We start from the raw sequence: 19,211 nt of genomic DNA on the forward strand, positions 1-19,211 counted from the left end.
TCGGTACCCGTGAGTGCCAATCATATCGTGCGTGCCCGAGGGGATGCCGCGTGCCGGGCGGCGAGGCGCCGCACGCACGTGGGCGGGAAGACGGACCTCCGCCTCCCCGCCCACGATGCACGGCGTCAGTCGAAGGTGACGACGACCTTGCCGTCCTTGATCGTGATGTCGGCGCTGGCGTAGCCCGCTCCGGCCTCGATCTGCTCCGAACCGGTGCCGCCGTCATACGTCTCACCGGTGATGGTCGCCGAGAACGATCCGTCGTCGAGCTTGAACTGGTTGTAGCTGTCTGAGTCGTCGACGGAGACCTTGGGATGGGTCCCGATCTTCACGGCCACCTTCGATCCGGTGATCATGACGTTGTCGGGAAATCCGAGCTCGATGCCGCAATCCTCGATCTGGTAGTAGTCGGTCAGCGTCGCACACTTGTCGTAGTGAGCGTCCACCTGCTTCTGCACGGCGTCGACGTACTTCTGCGACGGCGTGAGAGACACGCCCTTGATCGTGGTCGCCGCGTCGGGAGCGGCTGTCACCGTGACGGACTCGCTGAGCGTGTAGAACTGGTTCGGCGATGTCGCTTCGTAGAGGCCAGGGTAGGCGACCATGCCGTAGTCGTCGACAGTGACCGCCGTGCTGCTGCCCTTCACGGAGTAGCCGGCGTTGCTCGACGACGATGAGCCGTCGAGCATGGGCAGGCGGTAGGTGAGGCCCTCCCGCACGTACCAGCCCTTGGCATCCTTCTGCAGCTGCATGGTGTCGTGATACGACGTGCCGCCCAACGAGTACGTCACGTAGACGTAGGTCAGATCGGATGAGCGGCTTGACGCCGTCCTCGTCACCTTCGCGTCGGTGATCTTGGCCTTGGCGCTCGACAACACGCTGTTCGTGAGCATCGCATTGTCATGCTCCGCGGTGTTCACGTGGGCGAGCCGGTTCGCGCTCGTGGCGTCGCCTTTTGCCAGAGCGCTCAGATAGCTCTCCGCCGCGGCCTTCGCCCCGTTGCCGCCGAGGAGGGCGAACAACAGCACGACGCCGACGACGATCAGGGCGATGAAGACCGCACCGCCGCCGATGACCCACCAGATCCACGGCCTGACGCCCCGGCGAGGACCCAGCCCGCCGGCGGCTGGCCGGGGTACTGCCCGGGATACGACCCGTTCGGGACCGGAGGCGCGTAGGGCTGCTGCGCGTACTGGGGAGGATATGGCTGCTGCGCCCCCTGCTGCGGGTAAGGCGGCAAGGGCTGCTGTTGGGCGTACGCCGGCGGCTGCTGGGGCGGCTGCGACGGGTCGTGCGTCTCCGGGCCGGGTTGCTGCGGCGACGGCCGCTGCTCAGCGGTTTCGGCCGTCGCGGGTTCGGGGCCATCCCCATCGGGGAGAGCGGGGCGAGCCGACGGCTCACGGGAATCGGTCGGACCGTTCTGGTCTGTCACGGCGGGATCTCCTCGGGGTGACGGGGGAACGCGAGTCAAAGGATTCTCAGAATATCGGACCGGGTTGTCTGGTCGAAATCATCCGGTAGGCGAACGACCTCGGCAGGTCGAGCTCCGCGCGTTGCGGGGCCTTTCGACGGGGCAGTACTCTGTTGCGCGCGTTCGGCCATGCCGTCGCACCATCGCACGCGAGCCGACGGTTCGCACCCAAGTCGAAAGGCCCCGTGTCATGAGTGACCAACAGGACCAGCAGCATCCGACCGATCCGGCGCAGCAGCCGGGCTCGCAGCAGTACGGGCAGCAGCCCCCGTACGGGCAGCAACAGTACGGACAACAGCAGTACGGACAACAGCAGTACGGACAACAGCAGTACGGACAACAGCCCTCTGGACAGCCTCAGTACGCTGCGCCGGCGCCGCCGCTCTCGCCGGAGGCCGACAGAACAGCGGCGATGTGGGCGCACATCGGCGGCATCGTCGGATTCCTGCCGTCGCTGATCATCTGGCTGGTGCTGAAAGACCGCGGTCCCCGCACGAACATCGAGGCGAAGGAAGCGCTGAACTGGCAGATCACCTTCACCATCGTGTACATCGGCCTCTGGATCGTGACGACCGTGGTCGGCGGGGTGGCCTCTGCGATCGGGCTCTGGTTCGTGTCGGGACTGTTCGGCCTGCTGTTCTTCGCTCTCTGGGTGGTGAACGTGATCTTCTCGATCCAGGGCGGCGTCCGCGTCAATGCAGGGGGAAGCTACCGTTACCCGTGGAACTTCCGTTTCATCAAGTGACGCTCGGCTGTCGCTGACGGGAAGAGCCTGGTGACGCCATGCCGTCGCCGGCTCTTCCCCTGTGCGCCGCCGTGCCCTATGTTGATGGCGCGAAGCGCCCTTTCCGTGGCGCGGCCATACGAAGGAGCATGTCATGAGCAACGTCCCTCCCCCGCCCCCTCCGCCCCAGAACCCGCCCCAGCAGCAGTACGGCGCTCCGCAGGGCTATCCCGACGGTGGGTTCAGCAACCTGCAGGTGAACCTCTGGCTGTCGGTCTTCTTCAGCTGGATTCCCGCACTGATCTACTACCTGGTCGACAAGGACAAGACCGCCGACCCGATTCGCAAGGCGAACGTCGACAACTTCAACTTCCAGTTGATCCGTGTCATCGTCATTGTCGCGACGTACATCCTGGCCGTGATCCCGTTCATCGGCTGGATCCTCGCCCTGATCCTGTGGCTCGGGTCGATCGCCCTGTTCGTGATCGCGATCGTGCATGCGATCCAGATCCCGAACGCCATCCGTCAAGGCCGCGAGGCGAAGTACATCTTCACCGTCAACTGGGTCAAGTAGCCGTCAGGCGACGAGCCGCCGCACCACCGCGTCGGCCAGCAGCCGCCCCGTGCGGGTCAGTTCCACCGACCCGCGCAGGGCGGCTTTCGCGTCGATCAGGCCGTCTGCGATGAGGCCGGCCACCGCATGCCTGCCCTCCCCGTGCAGCACGGACACCGGGAGCCCGTCACGGATCCGCACCCGCAGCAGCACGTCCTCGAACTCGCGGGTCGAGACATCAAGACTCTCCCTGCCTGCAGCCGGCGACTCCCCGGCGAGCACGCGTCCGGCGTAGGCGGCGGGATGCTTCACGTTCCACCACCGCACGCCACCGACATGGCTGTGCGCTCCGGGCCCGACGCCCCACCAGTCGTGGCCGAGCCAATAGCCGAGGTTGTGCCTGGAGCGGTGCGCGTCATCCTTCGCCCAGTTGCTCACCTCGTACCACTGATAGCCGTCCGCAGCGAGGCGGTCGTCGATCAGCTCGTACATGTCGGCCTGCAGATCGTCGTCGGGTTCCGGCACCTCGCCTCTCCGGATCTGTCTGGCGAGCTTGGTGCCGTCTTCCACGATGAGCGAGTACGCGGACAGATGATCGGGCTCGCAGGCGAGTGCGGAATCGACGGAGGCCGCCCAGTCTTCGAGCGATTCGCCGGGGGTTCCGTAGATGAGGTCGAGACTCACCTGGAGCCCTGCGTCCTTCGCCCATTGCACCACCCGCGGAACGCGCGCCGGGTCGTGCGTGCGCTCGAGTGTGCGCAGAACATGGGGCACGGCGGACTGCATGCCGAACGAGACCCTGGTGAAGCCGGCGTGCGCCAACTCGGCGAGGTAGCGGGCATCCACGCTGTCCGGGTTGGCCTCCGTGGTGATCTCCGCGTCGTCCCCGAAACCGAAGTCCTCCCGCGCGCGCTGCAACACGGTGGCGAGATCACGGGAGGGCAGCAGCGTCGGGGTGCCCCCGCCGAAGAAGACCGTCGACGCGGGGCGGGCGGGAACGCCGGAGCGCCGCAACGCCTCGACGGCGAAACTCAGCTCGAGCGCAGCCTGCTGCGCATAGTCGGTCTGCCGAACCCCGCGCAGCTCGGTCGCCGTGTAGGTGTTGAAGTCGCAGTACCCGCAACGCACCCGACAGAACGGCACGTGCACGTAGAGACCGAAGTCGCGGCTCTCCGCGCCCTCGGCCGCGCTCGGCGGCAGCACTCCGTCTGCGGGCGCCGGATCACCGATCGGCAGAGCGCTCGGCACCGATGGCCTCCGAGACGGATGTCGGCAGCGTCCCGTCGTTCACTGCCTCGTCTTTCACCGTCACATCGAGAGTCTCTGCGGGGTCCGGCTGGTCGTTCTCCCCTGTCGGGTTCTGGCCGATGGCCGGATTGCCGCTCACCGGATGGAGTGCACGCAGGTAGCGCTTCGCGAGCTGAGCCTGCGACGCCAGCACCACGGGAGCGATCACGGCACGCGCGCCGCCGGCCGCCCGTGAGAACGATCGCATCGTGAGCCACACCGAGCCGTCCTCGTGCTGCTCGACGACGAACGACTCCTCGCCCTGAAGAGGATGCCCGTGCATCGTGCCGTACCCGAAGCCGACGCGGTGCTCCTCGTCGATCACGTAGACGACGCGCACGGGCGCGTTCACGTGGAACGGGCCGAACGGCACCCGCAGACTCGCCGTCATGCCGTTGGAGATGTAGGGCTGTCCGTCTTCGTCGAACACCGCCTCCGTGCCGCGATGGGGCTCGAGCCGCTGCGGCGTGCCGTCGTCTGCGAAGCGCACGCCCGCATACTCCTCGCCCGTTCCCGGATCGACCTCGGTGACCTCGACTCCGCTGCCCCTCTGCACCCCCCAGGTCATCAGGGCGCGCGAGGAGGTCACGAACCTGTCGTCGCCGCTGCCCAGTCGCACCGACCTCACGCGGGGCCGATAGCCCTTCGGAGGATGCTGCGCGAGGTCGGGTGCGAGCGTCGCGCCCACGGCGGCATACGTCACCGGCTGATCGGTGAAAGTACTACGTCGCATGGCTTTCGTGGACTCGTCCTTCGTCTCGGCGGTGGACAGGGCGAACGCTGCGCCCCCAATTCGCCCAGGCAGTCTAACCGACGTTGCCCGTGGCATCCTGACCGTCGTCGGTCGCGGCCAGAGCCCATCGCGGGCGGAGGGGCGCGCCTACTTGCTCTTCTCCTTGCCCTCGACGTCGCCGGAGAGCGCGGCGATGAACGCCTCTTGCGGGACTTCGACGCGGCCGACCATCTTCATGCGCTTCTTGCCCTCCTTCTGCTTCTCGAGGAGCTTGCGCTTGCGGGTGATGTCGCCGCCGTAGCATTTGGCGAGCACGTCCTTGCGCATCGCGCGGATGGACTCGCGGGCGATGATGCGTGCACCGATGGCGGCCTGCACAGGGACTTCGAACTGCTGGCGGGGAATCAGCTTCTTGAGGCGCTCGGTCATCATGACGCCGTACGCGTAGGCCTTGTCGCGGTGCACGATGGCGCTGAAGGCATCCACTTGCTCGCCCTGCAAAAGGATGTCGACCTTCACCAGGTCGGCCTCCTGCTCGCCGGACGGCTCGTAGTCGAGGCTCGCGTAACCCTGGGTGCGGCTCTTCAGCTGGTCGAAGAAGTCGAACACGATCTCGCCGAGCGGCATGGAGTAGCGGATCTCCACGCGGTCTTCGCCGAGGTACTCCATGCCGAGGAGGGTGCCGCGACGCGACTGGCACAGTTCCATGACCGTGCCGACGTAGTCCTTCGGCGTGAGGATCGCCGCCCGCACCATGGGCTCCCGCACCGTGCTGACCTTGCCGGTCGGATACTCGCTCGGGTTCGTCACCGTGACCTGCTTGCCGTCTTCGGTCGTCACGTCGTAGATCACGCTCGGTGCTGTGGTGATCAGGTCGAGGCCGAACTCGCGCTCCAGACGCTCGGTGACGATCTCGAGGTGCAGCAGGCCGAGGAAGCCGCAGCGGAAGCCGAAGCCGAGGGCGACGGACGTCTCCGGTTCGTAGACGAGCGCGGCATCCGAGAGCTTGAGCTTGTCGAGTGCCTCGCGCAGGTCGGGGTAGTCGCTGCCGTCGATCGGATACAGCCCCGAGAAGACCATGGGCTTCGGGTCGGTGTAGCCGGAGAGCGCGTCGGACGCCGGCTTGGCGGCGTTCGTGACGGTGTCGCCCACCCGGGACTGCCGCACGTCTTTCACGCCGGTGATGAGGTAGCCCACCTCTCCGACGCCCAGGCCACGCGTGGGCGTCGGCTCGGGCGAGCTCACACCGATCTCGAGAAGCTCGTGCGTCGCCTTCGTCGACATCATCTGGATGCGCTCGCGCGGGGTGAGCTGTCCGTCGACCATGCGCACGTAGGTCACGACGCCCCGATAGCTGTCGTAGACCGAGTCGAAGATCATCGCCCTCGCCGGGGCGTCCTTGACACCCGTCGGTGCAGGCACGAGCTCGGTCACGCGGTCGAGCAGCGCGTCGACGCCCATGCCCGTCTTGCCGCTGACACGCAGCACATCGTCGGGGCTGCCGCCGATCAAGTCGGCGAGTTCCCGCGCGTACTTCTCCGGCTCGGCGGCAGGGAGGTCGATCTTGTTGAGCACCGGGATGATCGCGAGGTCGTTCTCGAGGGCGAGGTAGAGGTTCGCGAGGGTCTGCGCCTCGATGCCCTGCGCGGCATCCACGAGGAGGATCGCCCCCTCGCAGGCCGCCAACGACCGGGAGACCTCATAGGTGAAGTCGACGTGGCCGGGCGTGTCGATCATGTTGAGGGCATAGGTGTCGCCCTCGTACTCCCACGGCATGCGCACGGCCTGGCTCTTGATGGTGATGCCGCGCTCGCGTTCGATGTCCATGCGGTCGAGGTACTGCGCGCGCATGGCACGCTCCTCCACGACACCGGTCAACTGCAGCATGCGGTCGGCGAGGGTCGACTTGCCGTGGTCGATGTGCGCGATGATGCAGAAGTTGCGAATGCGCGCAGGGTCGGTCGCGGCGGGCTCGAGGGCCGTGGTTGCACGTGGAGACATCGTTCGGCAATTCTCCCATGAACGGGTTGGCCCTTCGTTCGCGCTGCTTCGTCAACGATTCGGCTGGCGTGGATGGCTCTGGTATCGTTGTCTGTTGGCTTGCGTGTGGTCTCTGCCACACGAGTGTCGTGGGATGCCCTCTCTCATCGCTCGACACGCATCCTGAACATCAACCATCGAACGGAAGACAAGACCACTCGTGGCAAACATCAAGTCGCAGCTGAAGCGCATCAAGACCAACGAGAAGGCGCGCGAGCGCAACAAGGCCGTCAAGAGCGAGCTCAAGACCGCCGTCCGCGCCACCCGCGAGGCAGTCGCCGCCGGCGACAAGGACAAGGCGACCGCGTCGCTCGCCTACGCGAGCAAGAAGCTCGACAAGGCCGTCAGCAAGGGCGTCATCCACAAGAACCAGGCGGCGAACCGCAAGTCCGCGATCGCCAAGCAGGTCTCCGCGCTCTGACTCCGAGCAGCATCCGCTGACACCAGCGATTCGAGGCCCCGTCCGAACTGGACGGGGCCTCGTGCATTTGTGAATGCCTTGTGCATTTGTGAATCGGTCAACGCCGTCGCGCGCAGCGGAGCTGGGGGGCGACTCGCCTTCGAGCGGGGCGTCGGAACGGAGCGCGTCTAGGGTCTGACCGCCTCGCCCCGCGAGCTCAGCACATCGATCATGCGCTCGAGCGCGAACTCGGGGTCCCGGCCGCCGCCCTTCACCTCTGCATCGGCGAGTGCGATCGCCTCGATGCCGCGGGCCAGCCCCTCGTCGGTCCAGCCCTGCAGGTCGCGGCGCGCACGATCGACCTGCCAGGGCGCGAGGCCGAACTGCGACGCGAGCTGGGCAGAAGAGCCTCGCGCGCCCCAAAGCTTCGCCATCGTGCGCAGTTTGCTGGCGAACGCGGCGACCATCGGCACGGGGTCGGCACCCGATGCCAGGGCGTGTCGCAGAGTGATCAGCGCCTCGCCGTGGCGCCCGGCCAGTGTCGCATCGGCCACCTTGAACGCGTTGGTCTCGACGCGACCGCCGTAGTACCGGTCGACGGTGGCCTCGGTGATCTCGGTAGAGGCATCCGAAATCAGCTGCTGGCAGGCCGATGCCAGCTCGGCGAGATCGTCGGCGAAGGCACTCGTCACGGCACGGAGAGCCCCGGGGGTCGCCTTCTTGCCTGCCATGCGGAACTCGGCCTGCGCGAAGTCGTACTTGTCGGCGTCGCGCTTGAGTTCGGAGCACACCACCTCGACTCCCCCGCCGACTCCTGAGCGGATGCCGTCGAGGAACTTCTTGCCCCGTTGTCCTCCCCCGTGGCGAACCACCACCGTGGTGTCATCGGCCGGTGCCTGCAGGTAGACCAGAAGCTCCTCGATGAAAGCATCGTTCGCCTTCTCCGCGGACGACACCCTGATCAGACGCGGCTCGCCGAAGAGGGAGGGGCTGGCGAACGAGGCGAGGTCGCCCGGAACGTATTCCGCTGCGTTCACATCGGAGATCTCGACGCTGGGGTCGCTCTGGCGCAGGCTGTCGCGCAGCAGACGCGCCGCGCGATCGGCGAGTACCGTCTCGGTGCCGCTGATCAGCACGACGGGGGCGGCACGCACCTCGCTCCACTTCAGCTCCGGGATGACCGTCTTCGTCGACGCGCCACGCTGCGCGGTCGCGGTGCGGCCGCCGGCGCGCGCGCCGGACGCACTCCCCCCGAGGTCCGTGCCCCCGTGTTCCTCGCCGGCATCGCTCCACGCTTCCTTCTGCTCTGCGCCCGGCACGACAGCCGTCGTCCGTCCGGGCCGAACCAGCCTATGGCCTGCCACCGACCGTGCGGCCCGACGTGCCCAGGCGCCGGCCGCGGCAGCTCATCCCGGTCTGGCGAGCTGCGCCGGGCTCCCATGCCGTGCGGTCCACGTGCGCAGGCCGCCGCTCCCGTCGGCCGCGACCATCAGCATGCCTTCGACATCGGTGCGCATCACCGCTGTTCCGCTGCGGGCGAGGATTCCGAGAGCCGTCGAGGTGGGATGCCCGTAGTCGTTGCCGGCTCCGCACGAGATGAGTCCCACCCGTGCGTGGAGGTGCTGATACAGGGCTTCTGACTGATCGCGCGACCCGTGATGGGCGACCTTCACCACGTCGACCTGAGGCACGCGACCGGTCGCCAGCAGCGCATCCTGGGCCCGCTCGTCGAGGTCGCCCAGGAAGAGTGTGTTCAGTCCGCTGCCGCTGAACAGCACGGTGACACTCTGCTCGTTGCCGGGTTCCATTCCCTTGGGGTCGGAGTCCGGCCACAGCACTCGCCACGACATCGCGCCGAGTCGCCCCCGGTCGCCCGTCTGAGCGTGATGCACGCTGGCGCCGCCTTTCGCGAGTTGGTCATCGAGTCGTTCGCCGCGAACATCCGTCTCAGGCCCGACCAACGCCATGCCGACCTTGCCGACGACCGCGGCCGTGCCTCCGACATGATCCAGGTCGTAGTGCGTCAGCACGAGCAGGTCGATGCGATGCACGCCGAGCGCATCCAGGCAGGTCGTCAGCCGGGCGGGGTCGGGGCCGGTGTCGACGAGAGCGTGGATGCCCCGGCTCGCGATCACGAGTGCGTCGCCCTGCCCGATGTCGCACGCGGCGATGGACCAGTCGGTCGGTCTCGATGCGGCCTCCGCCACCTGCGCACCGACCACCCCGGCGAGTGACCACGCCACGACGGCAGCGCTCGAGATGAGTGCAACGACGCGTGCGACACGTGCTGAGCGAGTGACGGGCCGCACCACGACGAGCACGATCGCCACGGTCACCACCAGCATCAGCACGAGGCCGACCACACCGCCCAACCATGCCATCCCGCTGCCGGGCAGGGCGGCCGCGACCCGGGCGACCTCGGCGATCCATGCGGAAGGCAGCCATGCGAGATGAGCCAAGAACGATCCGGCTGCGCCCCAGAACGGCAGCACGAGGCAGGAGAGAAGCCCCAGCACCGTGGCGATCGGTGCTGCCGGTTCCGCCGCGAGATTGGCGAGGACTCCGTACACGGGCACCGTGGGGTTCAGCATGAGGAGTACGGGCTGACAGGCGACCTGAGCAGCGATCGGCACGGCGAGCACGGCGGCGACGCGCGCGGGCATCCAGACGCCGAGCCGCGCCGCCAGCGGCGGCGCGAGCAGCAGCAGCGCTCCCGTCGCGAGCACGGACAGGGCGAAGCCGTAATCGACGGCGAGCCACGGGTCAACGGCCAGCAGGCCGACGACAGCGAGCGACAGCGCCGGAACGGCACGAGCACCACGGCCGCCCCAGCCGCCGATGACGACGACCGTCGCCATCACGGCGGCGCGCAGCACGCTGGGCTGCGGGGTCACGAGCACCACGAAACCGAGCAGTGCCGTCAAAGACGCCACCGCTCGGCCGCCCCTGCCGAGCCCGATCGCTCCGGCCGCCGCACCGACCAGCGAGACGACCACGGCACAGTTCGCGCCGGAGACCGCCGTCAAGTGCGTCAGGCTCGCCTGTTTCATGTCGGCGGACAGGGACGCCGGAAGTCCGTGGACATCGCCGATGGCCAGTCCCGGCAGAAGAGCTCCTCCGTCGCCAGGCAACTTCGCCGCCTGAGTCGAGAAGCGGGATCGTATGGCGTTCGCCGCTCTTAAGAAGGCCGGCGGCGATCCGACCACACGCGGCAGCGCCGAGGCGTACACCAGAGCAGCCGTCTCGGACGACGACGGAAGCAGCGTCAGCGTGCCCTTCACCTCGATCGCGTCGCCGATGCTCACCGTCGTGCCCTTGGGCACGAACACGAGAACGGGCATGCTCACCGACTCGTGAGCGGAGCCCGCAGCCACCGAGCGGACCGTCGCCGTGAATCTCGTGCCCGCGTCCCTGGTCGCACTCCCCGCTGCGACCTGCGGCAGAGACGTGGCCTCGGCGCGAACCGTCACCATGTGATGCGCAAGCTCGCCGACTGCATCCGGATGCCTGCCGGGCATGGCCGCTGCCGCCGACGTCGCGACCAGCGCGGCTGCCGCGGCGGCCACGCATGCAGCCGCCGCGGTCGCGGCCCATCGCCGGGCCGGAGCGGCGCTCGCGGCCCGTGCGACGCGCGTGCCGAGGACGACGGCGAGTGCGGCGGCCGCGATCGCCCCCGCCCACAGGGCGATGGCGAACCACCAGCCGTGAGAGAGCGCGATGGCCGCCGCCGCGCCGACCCAGGCAGCCAGCGCGGGCACGGCGAGCCGCAGATCGATCATCAGACGGTCACCTGGTCTTTGAGAGCGTCGAACGTCTTCTGCCCGACGCCGCTGATGTTCATGAGGTCTTCCACCGAGGTGAAACGGCCGTTCTGCGTTCGCCAGTCGAGGATCTTCGCGGCCATCGCCGGGCCCACCCGAGGCAGGGTCTCCAGCTCGGTCTCCGTCGCCGTGTTGAGGTTCACCTTGCCGCCGGCGATCCCACCTGCTCCTGCAGCGCCGTTCGCGCTTCCCACGGGCGAGGTCACCGTCTCGCCCACGTGCGGCACGATCAACTGTTCGCCGTCACTGAGCTGACGCGCGAGGTTGACCCCCGACTGGTCGGCGTCATGGGTCATGCCGCCTGCGGCACCCACGGCATCCACGACCCGCGATCCCGTCGGCAGTGTGTAGAGCCCCGGATGCGTGACGGCTCCCAGCACGTGCACGTAGAGCACGGCGGCCACCGTCGGAGTGGCGGTGACCGATGCCGCAGAGGTGATCGTGACCGCAGGCACATCGGAACTCTCGCCGTGCGGAGACAGCATTCCGACGAGCACGGCGATGGCGAAAGCGCCGATCAGCAGCAACACCGCGGCGCCTACACCGACGCGCAGCATCACCCGGCGCGGGACGGTTCGCGAACGCGGTGCGAGCTGGTCGAAGGGGTCGTCGGCATCCACTCCCGCGACGCTACGGCGCGGGAACGCTCCCCTCGCCCGAGAACGGACGGGAGTGCAGAAGTCCGTGACCGAGCACGGCTGTGGAGGCCGAGTCGCGGTTGACCGACGACCCGACCTCCGTCACGTCACTTCTTGGTCGCGATGTTCACCAGCCGCGGTGCGCGCACGATCACGGCAGCGATCTCACGAGCACCGAGTGCACGGTGGACCGGTTCTGATGCCCGAGCCAGCGCCTCGAGCTCGTCCGCGCCGACGTGCGGTGAGACTTCGAAGCGGTCGCGCACCTTGCCGTCGACCTGCACGATGGCCGTCACCGAGTCCTCGACGAGCAGGCTCGGGTCGGCCTTGCGCCAGGTCTGGGCTGCGACGGTCGGCTCGTAGCCGAGCGCCTGCCACATGTCTTCTGCCGTGTACGGGGCGAACAGGTTGAGCACGAGCGTAACGGTCTCGGCGGCCTCGCGCACCGCCGCATCCTGCGGTCCGGCACCCGAGTCGATGACCTTGCGGGTGGCGTTGACCAGCTCCATCAGGCGAGCGACGACCACGTTGAACTTGTACGACTCGATGAGTCCAGGAGCGTCGGCCAGCAGACGGTGTGTGACGCGGCGAAGTGCGGTGTCTCCCGTCTTCCATTCCACGTCGGGCGAGCTGGTCACGTCGTGCGCGACTCGCCAGGCACGCGCGAGGAACTTCGCGCTTCCTGCTGCCGACACGTCGGCCCAGTCGATGTCGTCTTCCGGCGGGCCGGCGAACGCGAGCGTGACGCGCAGCGCGTCCGCACCGTGTTGACGCAGCTCGTCGGCGAACTCCACGAGGTTGCCCTTCGACTTGCTCATGGCCGCCCCGTTGAGGATGACCTGTCCCTGGTTGAGCAGAGACGTGAAGGGTTCGGTGAAGGACACGTAGCCGAGGTCGAAGAGCACCTTGGTGATGAAGCGCGAATAGAGCAGGTGGAGAATGGCGTGCTCGACTCCGCCGACGTACTGGTCGACGGGCGCCCACTTCTCGACCTCTGCCGGGTCGAAGGCCTGCGTGTCGTCGTTGGCGGAGAGATACCGCAGGTAATACCAGGAGCTGTCGACGAACGTGTCCATCGTGTCGCTGTCGCGCGTCGCAGCGCCGCCGCACTTCGGGCAGTCCACGGTCGCCCACTCGGTGGCGGCGCCCAAGGGGCTGGTCCCCTTGGGCTTGAGGTCGAGGCCCTCCGCATCGGGCAGGCGAACCGGGAGCTGGTCCTCGGGAACCGGGACCTCGCCGCACGTCTCGCAGTGAATGATCGGGATCGGGGTGCCCCAGTACCGCTGGCGCGAGATGAGCCAGTCGCGCAGGCGGAAGTTGCGGGATGCGCGGCCGATCGAAGCGGCATCCAACGCCTCGATGACGCGATGGATGGCGTTGTTCTTGCTGAGACCGTTGAAGGGACCCGAGTTGATGAGTCGGCCGTCGCCGGTGAGCGCGACACCCGTCTCTGCGGGGTCGAGCGGCGGCAGGTCGTCGGGCAGCACGGCCTCTCCCGTCTCGGGATCGGTCGGGATGATCGGGATCGCGCCCGTCACCGGGGCATTCGTGTCGACGACCACGCGAACGGGAAGTCCGAAAGCGCGGGCGAAGTCGAGGTCGCGCTGATCGTGCGCGGGAACGGCCATGATCGCGCCGTGCCCGTAGTCGGCCAGCACGTAGTCGGCAGCCCAGATCGGGATGCGCTCCCCATTGAGCGGATTGACCGCGTACCTGTCGAGGAAGACGCCGGTCTTCTCGCGGTCGCTGCTCAACCGCTCGATATCTGTGGTCGCCTGTGTCTGCTTGAGATAGTCGTCGAAGCGCTCCCGCACGGCGGGATCCGCGTCGGCGACCAGCTCCGCGGCGAGGTCGGAATCGGGTGCGACGACCATGAAGGTCGCGCCGTAGAGCGTGTCGGGCCGCGTCGTGTAGATCGAGATCGGCTCGTCGCGCCCCTCGATGGCGAACTCGACGTCGGCGCCGACGGATCGCCCGATCCAGTTGCGCTGCATCGTCAGCACGCGCGGGGGCCACGCGCCCTCGAGCTGATTCAGGTCGTCGAGCAGTCGGTCGCCGTAGTCCGTGACCCGGAAATACCACTGGGTCAGCTTCTTCTTCTCGACCAGGAAGCCGCAGCGCTCGCACCGGCCGTCGACGACCTGCTCGTTGGCGAGCACGGTCTGGTCGTTGGGGCACCAGTTGACCGTGCCTGCCTTGCGATACGCCAGCCCCTTCTCGTACAGCTTGAGGAACAGCCACTGGTTCCACTTGTAGTACTCGGGGTCGCTGGTGTGCAGCTCGCGGCTCCAGTCGAACGACGGCGCGTAGAGCCTGAAGCTGCGCTTCTGCTGCGCGATGTTGTCGTACGTCCAGCCGCGCGGGTCGATGCCTCGCTTGATCGCGGCGTTCTCGGCCGGCAGGCCGAACGAGTCCCAGCCGATCGGGTGCAGCACATTGAAGCCCTGCTGACGCCAGTAGCGCGCGACGATGTCGCCGAACCCGAAGGCTTCCGCATGACCCATGTGCAGGTCGCCTGACGGGTAGGGGAACATGTCGAGCACGTACTTGCGCGGGCGCTTGTCGCCTGGCGCATCGGTGCGGAACGGCTGCAGCTCCTCCCACACCGGAAGCCACTTCGCCTGGATGGCGGCGAAGTCGTAGCGGGCGTCTGACGCCTCTCGCTCGTCGGGATGTGGCACGTCGCTCTCAATCTCTGTGCGGGGAGGATGTGCGGACCCCGGCGTCCGCACGGAAAAAGGGGCTCTCCAAGATTACCCGCTCGTGTCGTCCAGGTTTCCGTCGATCGACGTGGCGTCTTCAGTCGCTCGTGACGCCGAGCGCGTGCAGCAGGGCCGCGGCCTTCAGCTTGACCTCCGCCAGCTCCTGGTCCGGAACCGACAGTGCGGTGATTCCTCCGCCGGAACCGATCGTCGCCTCCCCGTCGCACATCACGATCGTGCGGATCACCATGGCGAGTTCCGCGGTGCCGTCGAGGCCGAGCCTGCCCAGGCATCCGCTGTACACGCCGCGAGGCCCGCGCTCGAGCTCATGCAGCACGCTCATCGCGCTGAGCTTCGGTGCCCCCGTCATCGAACCGGCCGGAAAGGATGCCCCGAGCACGTCGAGCACGTCGAGCCCGTCGGCGAGCTCAGCGCGCACCGTGCTCACCAGCTGGTGCACGTGCGCATGCGTCTCGACGGTGAGCAGCTCGGTGACGGACACGCCGCCGACGCGAGCGACCCGACCCAGGTCGTTGCGCATGAGGTCGACGATCATCAGGTTCTCCGCACGCTCCTTCTCGTCCTCGGCGAGCTGCGCCCTCAGCCGTGCATCATCGGCAGGCAGCGCCCCGCGAGGGCGGGTCCCCTTGACGGGGCGTGTGACGGCGACCCCACCGGCGATGTTCAGGAACAGCTCCGGCGAGGCGCTGAGCACCGTGACGTCGCCGGCACGCAGGTAGGCGCCATGGCGGGCTCGCGACGCCCGCCTCAGGGCTCGGTAGACCTCGAGCGGCTCGGCAGAGGTCGCGACCGTCGCCGTGTTCGTGAGGCACAGCAGGTAGGCGTCGCCGGCGCGGATCGAGTCCTGGCAGGCCGCGATCATGCTCAGGTACTCCCCGTCCGAGTGCCGCCACCGTACCGGTCCCGTCCCACGTCGGGCACCCGCGTCCACGCCGACGACATGCGGAGTCGGTTCGTCGGCCGCGGCCCTCAGCGCCGCCGACGTGTTCGCCGCCCACTCGCGGCCGTCGGCGTCGTCGACGAACCAGAGCGAGGTCTCATTCGTGTGGTGGTCGATCGCGATCACGCGGTCGGCGGCCAGCATGACGGCGTCCGGATACGCGGATGCCTCGGCCTCGATCCCAAGCCGCCGCGCGCCGAACTCGTAGCCGAACCAGCCCACCCAGCCGAGCGGCGACGTATCGGCCGGGTCATCCTCTGGCGCAGAGGGGACCGTGGCGAGCCGCCAGCGGCGGAGCACGTCCGTGAGCTCGCCGTCGCACGGAACCGGAGTCGCGCCGCGCAACGTCCACAGCTGATCCCCGTGCATCAGGTAACTCGGTCGTACCGGAGATGCGGCGCCGAGCAGGCTTCGCCCGGTCTCGGCACGGATGCCCGCATCGAGCCAGAAGGCGTGCCGCTCCCCCGCGAGAAGAAGCTCGAACACGCGCTCAGGGTCGATGCGCAGACCGAGCCGCTCCCGGCGCGGGAACGCTGTCGCGTCACGCGCCGGGAGCGGCTCTGACTCGCGGCCGTCGGCACCGGGACTCATGTCGGCAGGACCGATGCGCCGCTGCACACTACTTGGTGAACAGGTTTTCCTGCGCCAGCCACTCCTTGGCGATCTGTGCGGCCGACTCCTTCGCGGAGCCCGAGCTCTTGTCGTTCATCGTGACGAGGTCGTCGGTGGTGAGCGCAGCGGACACGGCGTTCAGCACGTTCTTCACCTTGACGGTGACCTTCTTGTCGTTGATGATCGGCACCACGTTCTCCGCGATGATGATGTTCTTCGGATCCTTCAGCGTGACGAAGCCGTTGTCCTTGATCGCCGAGCTCGTCGTGTAGATGTCGGCGAGCTGCACGGTGCCGTCCTGCAGAGCCTTCACCGTGAGCGGGCCGCCACCGTCGCTGATCGGATCGAGCGTGGCCGTCACCCCGTAAGCCGACTTCAGGCCCTTGATGCCGTAGGGACGCTCTGCGAACTCCGGGTTGGCGCCGACCGTCAGCGGCGTCGTCACCTTGGTGAGATCGGCGAGGCTCGTCACTCCCCACTTCTCGGAGAACGCCTTGGTGACGTTGTAGGAGTCTTTGTCTTCGGCCTTCGACTGATTCAGCACCTCGAAGCCCTTGGGCAACGCGTCACTGAGCGCGGCGTACACGTCGTCGCTCGACTGCGCGGGGCTCTTGGGGTTGTAGTACTGCAACAGGCTGCCCGAATACTCCGGCACGAGGTCGATCGAACCGTCCTGCAGCGCCTTGAGGTACACCTCGCGGGCACCGATGTTGGGCTTGATGCTCGCGTTGACCCCGTTGTCCTGCAGGGCCTGCGTGTAGATCTGCGCGATGATCTCGGACTCGGGAAAGTTCGCCGAGCCGACGACGATCGATCCTCCCGACTTCGCCGAAGACGTGGTCGAGGAGTCGAGAGGGTTGCCCGACGAGCAACCGGCGAGGGCGAGAGCGCTGACCGCCGCGACGGCCGCGAGTGCGATACCGCGTGTTTTCAGTGACATGGTGCTTCGCTTTCTTCTGGGGGCCTCAGCCTGCTGTGGTGGATTGCGAGGTCGTTGCGAGCCTCTTGGACGACCGCACGCGCACGTCGGACGCACGCCCGACGACGACTCCGCGCGGCACGACGAGTCGCTGGATCAGGGCGAAGACCCCGTCCGCGACGAGCGCGAGAACGATGACGAGCACGGATGCCCCGAGCATCTCCGCGTAATTCTGAACGGCGTAGCCGTCGTAGATGAACCGCCCGAGCCCCCCGACCGGCAGGTACGCCGCCACCGTCCACGTGGCGATCACCTGAAGCGCTCCTGAGCGTATGCCACCGATGATGATCGGCATGGCCAAAGGCAGCTCGACCTTGAACAGCACCTGCGTCTCGGTCATCCCGATGCCGCGGGCGGCATCGATCGTCTGTCTGTCGACGGCGCTGACTCCCGCATAGGCGCCGGCGAGCAGCGGCGGCAGCGCCAGGACCACCAAAGCGACCAAGGGCGGACCGAGCCCTGTTCCGAGCCAGAGTGCGAGCAGAAGAACCACGCCGAGCGTCGGCAGCGCGCGCAGCGCACCGGAAAGCTGCACGGCCACCGCCCGGCCCTTGCCCGTGTGCCCGATGATCACACCGATGGGCACCGCGATGGCCACCGCCACGATGAGCGTGACAAGCGAGTAGACCACGTGTTCGCCCAGACGCGCCGGTATTCCGCCCGGCCCTGCCCAGTTGGCAGGATCCGCGAGCCACGCGAACGTCTGGTACCACGCGGTCATGACGCCCCCACCACTTCCAGTTCGGGATCGGTGACCGTCGCACGGCGCCTCTGTTTGCGCCCCCTCGTCCACGGCAGAAGGAGGCGGCCGAGCAACGCGAGGACGGCGTCGAAAATGACCGCGATCAGGATCGTGCCCACAATGCCGACCACGATCTCCAAGGGGAAGTTGCGTTGTAAACCGTCGAGGAACAGATAGCCGAGGTTCGGGATCCCCATCACGGCGCCCACCGTCAACAGGCTGATCGTGCTCACGGAGACGACACGCACGCCTGACAACAGCACAGGCCCGGCCAGGGGCAGTTCGACGCCCCAGAATCTGCGCCAGGTGGAGAACCCGACGGCGGTGGCGGAGAGCAGCACGTCTACGTCGACGGAGGCGAAGGCATCCGACGCCGTGCGCACCATGATCGCCACCGCGTAGATGGTGAGGGCGACCACGATGTTGACCGGATCGAGGATGCGCGTGCCGAGCAGCGTCGGCAGCACGATGATCAGCGGCAGCGATGGCACCGTGTACAGCAGCCCCACGATGGTGAGCACCGTCGCCCTGCTCAGCCGATAGCGGTTGGTGAGCCAGCCGATCGGCACGGCGATGACGAATCCGAGGATGATCGGAATCGCCGAATACACGACGTGGTCCACGGTCAGGCTCCACACCTGACCGAAGTTATCGATCAGCCAGCTCACCGCGGCTGATCACCCTGCGCCGAAGCACCCGAGACGGTTTCACGCGTCTCGGCCTCATCGTGGTCGCCGCCGTCGAGCACGCCAGCAGGCCGGCCGTCGGCATCGACGACGATCTCGCGTCCGTTCTCGGAGCGGACGTGCAGGGATCGCTTGCCCCGGTCGGCGCCGACGAACCGCGAGACGAACTCGTCGGCCGGTGCCGCGAGGATCTGCTCGGGCGTGCCGACCTGCGCGACGATGCCTCCCGGCTTGAAGATGACCACCTGATCGCCCAGCAGAAAGGCCTCGTCGATGTCGTGAGTGACGAAGACGACGGTCTTGCCGAGCTCGTGCTGCAGTCTCACCAACTCGTGCTGGAGCTCGGCGCGCACGAGCGGGTCGACGGCCCCGAACGGCTCGTCCATCAGCAGGATGTTGGGGTCGACGGCGAGTCCGCGCGCGACCCCGACACGCTGTTGCTGTCCGCCGGAGAGCTGGCTCGGGTACCTGTCGGCCAGCGATCGGTCGAGCCCGACGGTGTCCATGAGTTCCAGCGCGCGGGCGCGGGCATCCCTGCGCTTCGTACCGCGCAGCAAGGGCACGGTCGCGATGTTGTCCGCCACCTTGCGGTGCGGCAGAAGGCCGGAGTTCTGCATGACGTAGCCGATGCTGCGCCGCAACCGAACAGGATCGAGCACCGAGACGTTCTCGCCATCGATCTCGATGGACCCGCTCGTCGGATCGACCATGCGATTGATCATGCGGAGGATGGTGGTCTTGCCGCTGCCTGAGGAGCCCACCAGCACCGTGATCTTGCGGGAGGGCATGACCAGGCTGAAGTCGCGCACGGCGACTGTGCCGTCGGGGAACTGCTTGGTCACCGATCGGAACTCGATCATCG

Annotated in this window: 16 protein-coding genes; 3 read left to right on the forward strand and 13 right to left on the reverse strand. The window is 67.7% G+C overall.

What is annotated here, in order from left to right; genetic code table 11:
* Nucleotides 1-125 precede the first annotated feature (125 nt).
* Nucleotides 126-1,028 (reverse strand): hypothetical protein, encoded by a 903-nt coding sequence (locus FPZ11_RS03460; RefSeq protein ID WP_146318401.1) that lies wholly within the window; start codon nucleotides 1,026-1,028, stop codon nucleotides 126-128.
* A 633-nt stretch (nucleotides 1,029-1,661) separates the two neighbouring features.
* Between FPZ11_RS03460 and FPZ11_RS03470 the strand changes: the two genes are divergently transcribed.
* Together FPZ11_RS03470 and FPZ11_RS03475 are read left to right on the forward strand one after the other, a co-directional pair.
* Nucleotides 1,662-2,216: a DUF4870 domain-containing protein gene (locus FPZ11_RS03470; RefSeq protein ID WP_146318405.1), complete on the forward strand. Its 555-nt coding sequence runs from the start codon at nucleotides 1,662-1,664 to the stop codon at nucleotides 2,214-2,216.
* A gap of 133 nt (nucleotides 2,217-2,349) precedes the next feature.
* Nucleotides 2,350-2,769 (forward strand): DUF4870 domain-containing protein, encoded by a 420-nt coding sequence (locus FPZ11_RS03475; protein WP_146318407.1) that lies wholly within the window; start codon nucleotides 2,350-2,352, stop codon nucleotides 2,767-2,769.
* A 3-nt stretch (nucleotides 2,770-2,772) separates the two neighbouring features.
* Here the strand turns inward: FPZ11_RS03475 and hemW are convergent, their stop codons facing one another.
* From hemW to lepA, 3 genes are all read right to left on the reverse strand, one after another.
* The gene (gene hemW / locus FPZ11_RS03480) at nucleotides 2,773-3,996 is read right to left on the reverse strand and encodes a radical SAM family heme chaperone HemW (RefSeq protein ID WP_146318409.1); all 1,224 of its coding nucleotides are present in this window, start codon (nucleotides 3,994-3,996) and stop codon (nucleotides 2,773-2,775) included.
* Nucleotides 3,971-4,768: a DUF1990 domain-containing protein gene (locus FPZ11_RS03485; RefSeq protein WP_146318411.1), complete on the reverse strand. Its 798-nt coding sequence runs from the start codon at nucleotides 4,766-4,768 to the stop codon at nucleotides 3,971-3,973. The genes hemW and FPZ11_RS03485 overlap by 26 nt, the downstream gene beginning before the upstream one ends.
* Nucleotides 4,769-4,915: 147 nt before the next feature.
* Nucleotides 4,916-6,769 (reverse strand): translation elongation factor 4, encoded by a 1,854-nt coding sequence (gene lepA / locus FPZ11_RS03490; protein WP_146318412.1) that lies wholly within the window; start codon nucleotides 6,767-6,769, stop codon nucleotides 4,916-4,918.
* Between the two features lie 199 nt (nucleotides 6,770-6,968).
* Between lepA and rpsT the strand changes: the two genes are divergently transcribed.
* Nucleotides 6,969-7,229 (forward strand): 30S ribosomal protein S20, encoded by a 261-nt coding sequence (gene rpsT / locus FPZ11_RS03495; RefSeq protein ID WP_146318414.1) that lies wholly within the window; start codon nucleotides 6,969-6,971, stop codon nucleotides 7,227-7,229.
* A 167-nt stretch (nucleotides 7,230-7,396) separates the two neighbouring features.
* On the opposite strand, the gene holA is transcribed toward rpsT, so the two are convergent.
* The 9 genes from holA to FPZ11_RS03540 form a co-directional block, all read right to left on the reverse strand.
* Complete coding sequence (gene holA / locus FPZ11_RS03500; protein WP_146322669.1) at nucleotides 7,397-8,386, reverse strand: DNA polymerase III subunit delta; 990 nt, start codon at nucleotides 8,384-8,386, stop codon at nucleotides 7,397-7,399.
* 228 nt (nucleotides 8,387-8,614) lie between these two features.
* Nucleotides 8,615-10,987 carry a ComEC/Rec2 family competence protein gene (locus tag FPZ11_RS03505; RefSeq protein ID WP_146318416.1) on the reverse strand — a complete coding sequence of 791 codons (2,373 nt, stop codon included), beginning with the start codon at nucleotides 10,985-10,987 and terminating at the stop codon, nucleotides 8,615-8,617.
* Complete coding sequence (locus FPZ11_RS03510) at nucleotides 10,987-11,649, reverse strand: helix-hairpin-helix domain-containing protein (protein WP_246846509.1); 663 nt, start codon at nucleotides 11,647-11,649, stop codon at nucleotides 10,987-10,989. The genes FPZ11_RS03505 and FPZ11_RS03510 overlap by 1 nt, the downstream gene beginning before the upstream one ends.
* Before the next feature lie 125 nt (nucleotides 11,650-11,774).
* A complete protein-coding gene (leuS, locus tag FPZ11_RS03515; protein ID WP_146318418.1) occupies nucleotides 11,775-14,348 on the reverse strand; it encodes a leucine--tRNA ligase in 2,574 nt (857 codons plus the stop codon).
* Nucleotides 14,349-14,466: 118 nt separating this feature from the next.
* Nucleotides 14,467-15,921: an aminodeoxychorismate synthase component I gene (gene pabB, locus FPZ11_RS03520; RefSeq protein ID WP_146318420.1), complete on the reverse strand. Its 1,455-nt coding sequence runs from the start codon at nucleotides 15,919-15,921 to the stop codon at nucleotides 14,467-14,469.
* A 28-nt stretch (nucleotides 15,922-15,949) separates the two neighbouring features.
* The gene (locus FPZ11_RS03525) at nucleotides 15,950-16,882 is read right to left on the reverse strand and encodes an ABC transporter substrate-binding protein (protein WP_146318422.1); all 933 of its coding nucleotides are present in this window, start codon (nucleotides 16,880-16,882) and stop codon (nucleotides 15,950-15,952) included.
* A 25-nt stretch (nucleotides 16,883-16,907) separates the two neighbouring features.
* Entirely contained in the window at nucleotides 16,908-17,642 is a 735-nt protein-coding gene (locus tag FPZ11_RS03530) for an ABC transporter permease (protein WP_146318424.1), read from the reverse strand.
* Nucleotides 17,639-18,331, reverse strand: a complete 693-nt coding sequence (locus FPZ11_RS03535) for an ABC transporter permease (protein ID WP_146318426.1) — start codon at nucleotides 18,329-18,331, stop codon at nucleotides 17,639-17,641. Before FPZ11_RS03535 ends, FPZ11_RS03530 begins: the two co-directional genes overlap by 4 nt.
* A complete protein-coding gene (locus tag FPZ11_RS03540) occupies nucleotides 18,328-19,209 on the reverse strand; it encodes an ABC transporter ATP-binding protein (protein WP_146318428.1) in 882 nt (293 codons plus the stop codon). Before FPZ11_RS03540 ends, FPZ11_RS03535 begins: the two co-directional genes overlap by 4 nt.
* Between the last annotated feature and the right edge of the window lie 2 nt (nucleotides 19,210-19,211).

It is taken from the genome of Humibacter ginsenosidimutans, assembly GCF_007859675.1.
GTDB lineage: Bacteria > Actinomycetota > Actinomycetes > Actinomycetales > Microbacteriaceae > Humibacter > Humibacter ginsenosidimutans.

Coding starts and splice junctions, on each gene's coding strand:
- FPZ11_RS03470 (WP_146318405.1), top strand. CDS start 1,662: ATGAGTGACCAACAGGACCAGCAGCATCCGACCGATCCGGCGCAGCAG.
- FPZ11_RS03475 (WP_146318407.1), top strand. CDS start 2,350: ATGAGCAACGTCCCTCCCCCGCCCCCTCCGCCCCAGAACCCGCCCCAG.
- FPZ11_RS03485 (WP_146318411.1), bottom strand. CDS start 4,768: ATGCGACGTAGTACTTTCACCGATCAGCCGGTGACGTATGCCGCCGTG.
- lepA (WP_146318412.1), bottom strand. CDS start 6,769: ATGTCTCCACGTGCAACCACGGCCCTCGAGCCCGCCGCGACCGACCCT.
- FPZ11_RS03505 (WP_146318416.1), bottom strand. CDS start 10,987: ATGATCGATCTGCGGCTCGCCGTGCCCGCGCTGGCTGCCTGGGTCGGC.
- pabB (WP_146318420.1), bottom strand. CDS start 15,921: ATGAGTCCCGGTGCCGACGGCCGCGAGTCAGAGCCGCTCCCGGCGCGT.
- FPZ11_RS03525 (WP_146318422.1), bottom strand. CDS start 16,882: ATGTCACTGAAAACACGCGGTATCGCACTCGCGGCCGTCGCGGCGGTC.
- FPZ11_RS03530 (WP_146318424.1), bottom strand. CDS start 17,642: ATGACCGCGTGGTACCAGACGTTCGCGTGGCTCGCGGATCCTGCCAAC.
- FPZ11_RS03540 (WP_146318428.1), bottom strand. CDS start 19,209: ATGATCGAGTTCCGATCGGTGACCAAGCAGTTCCCCGACGGCACAGTC.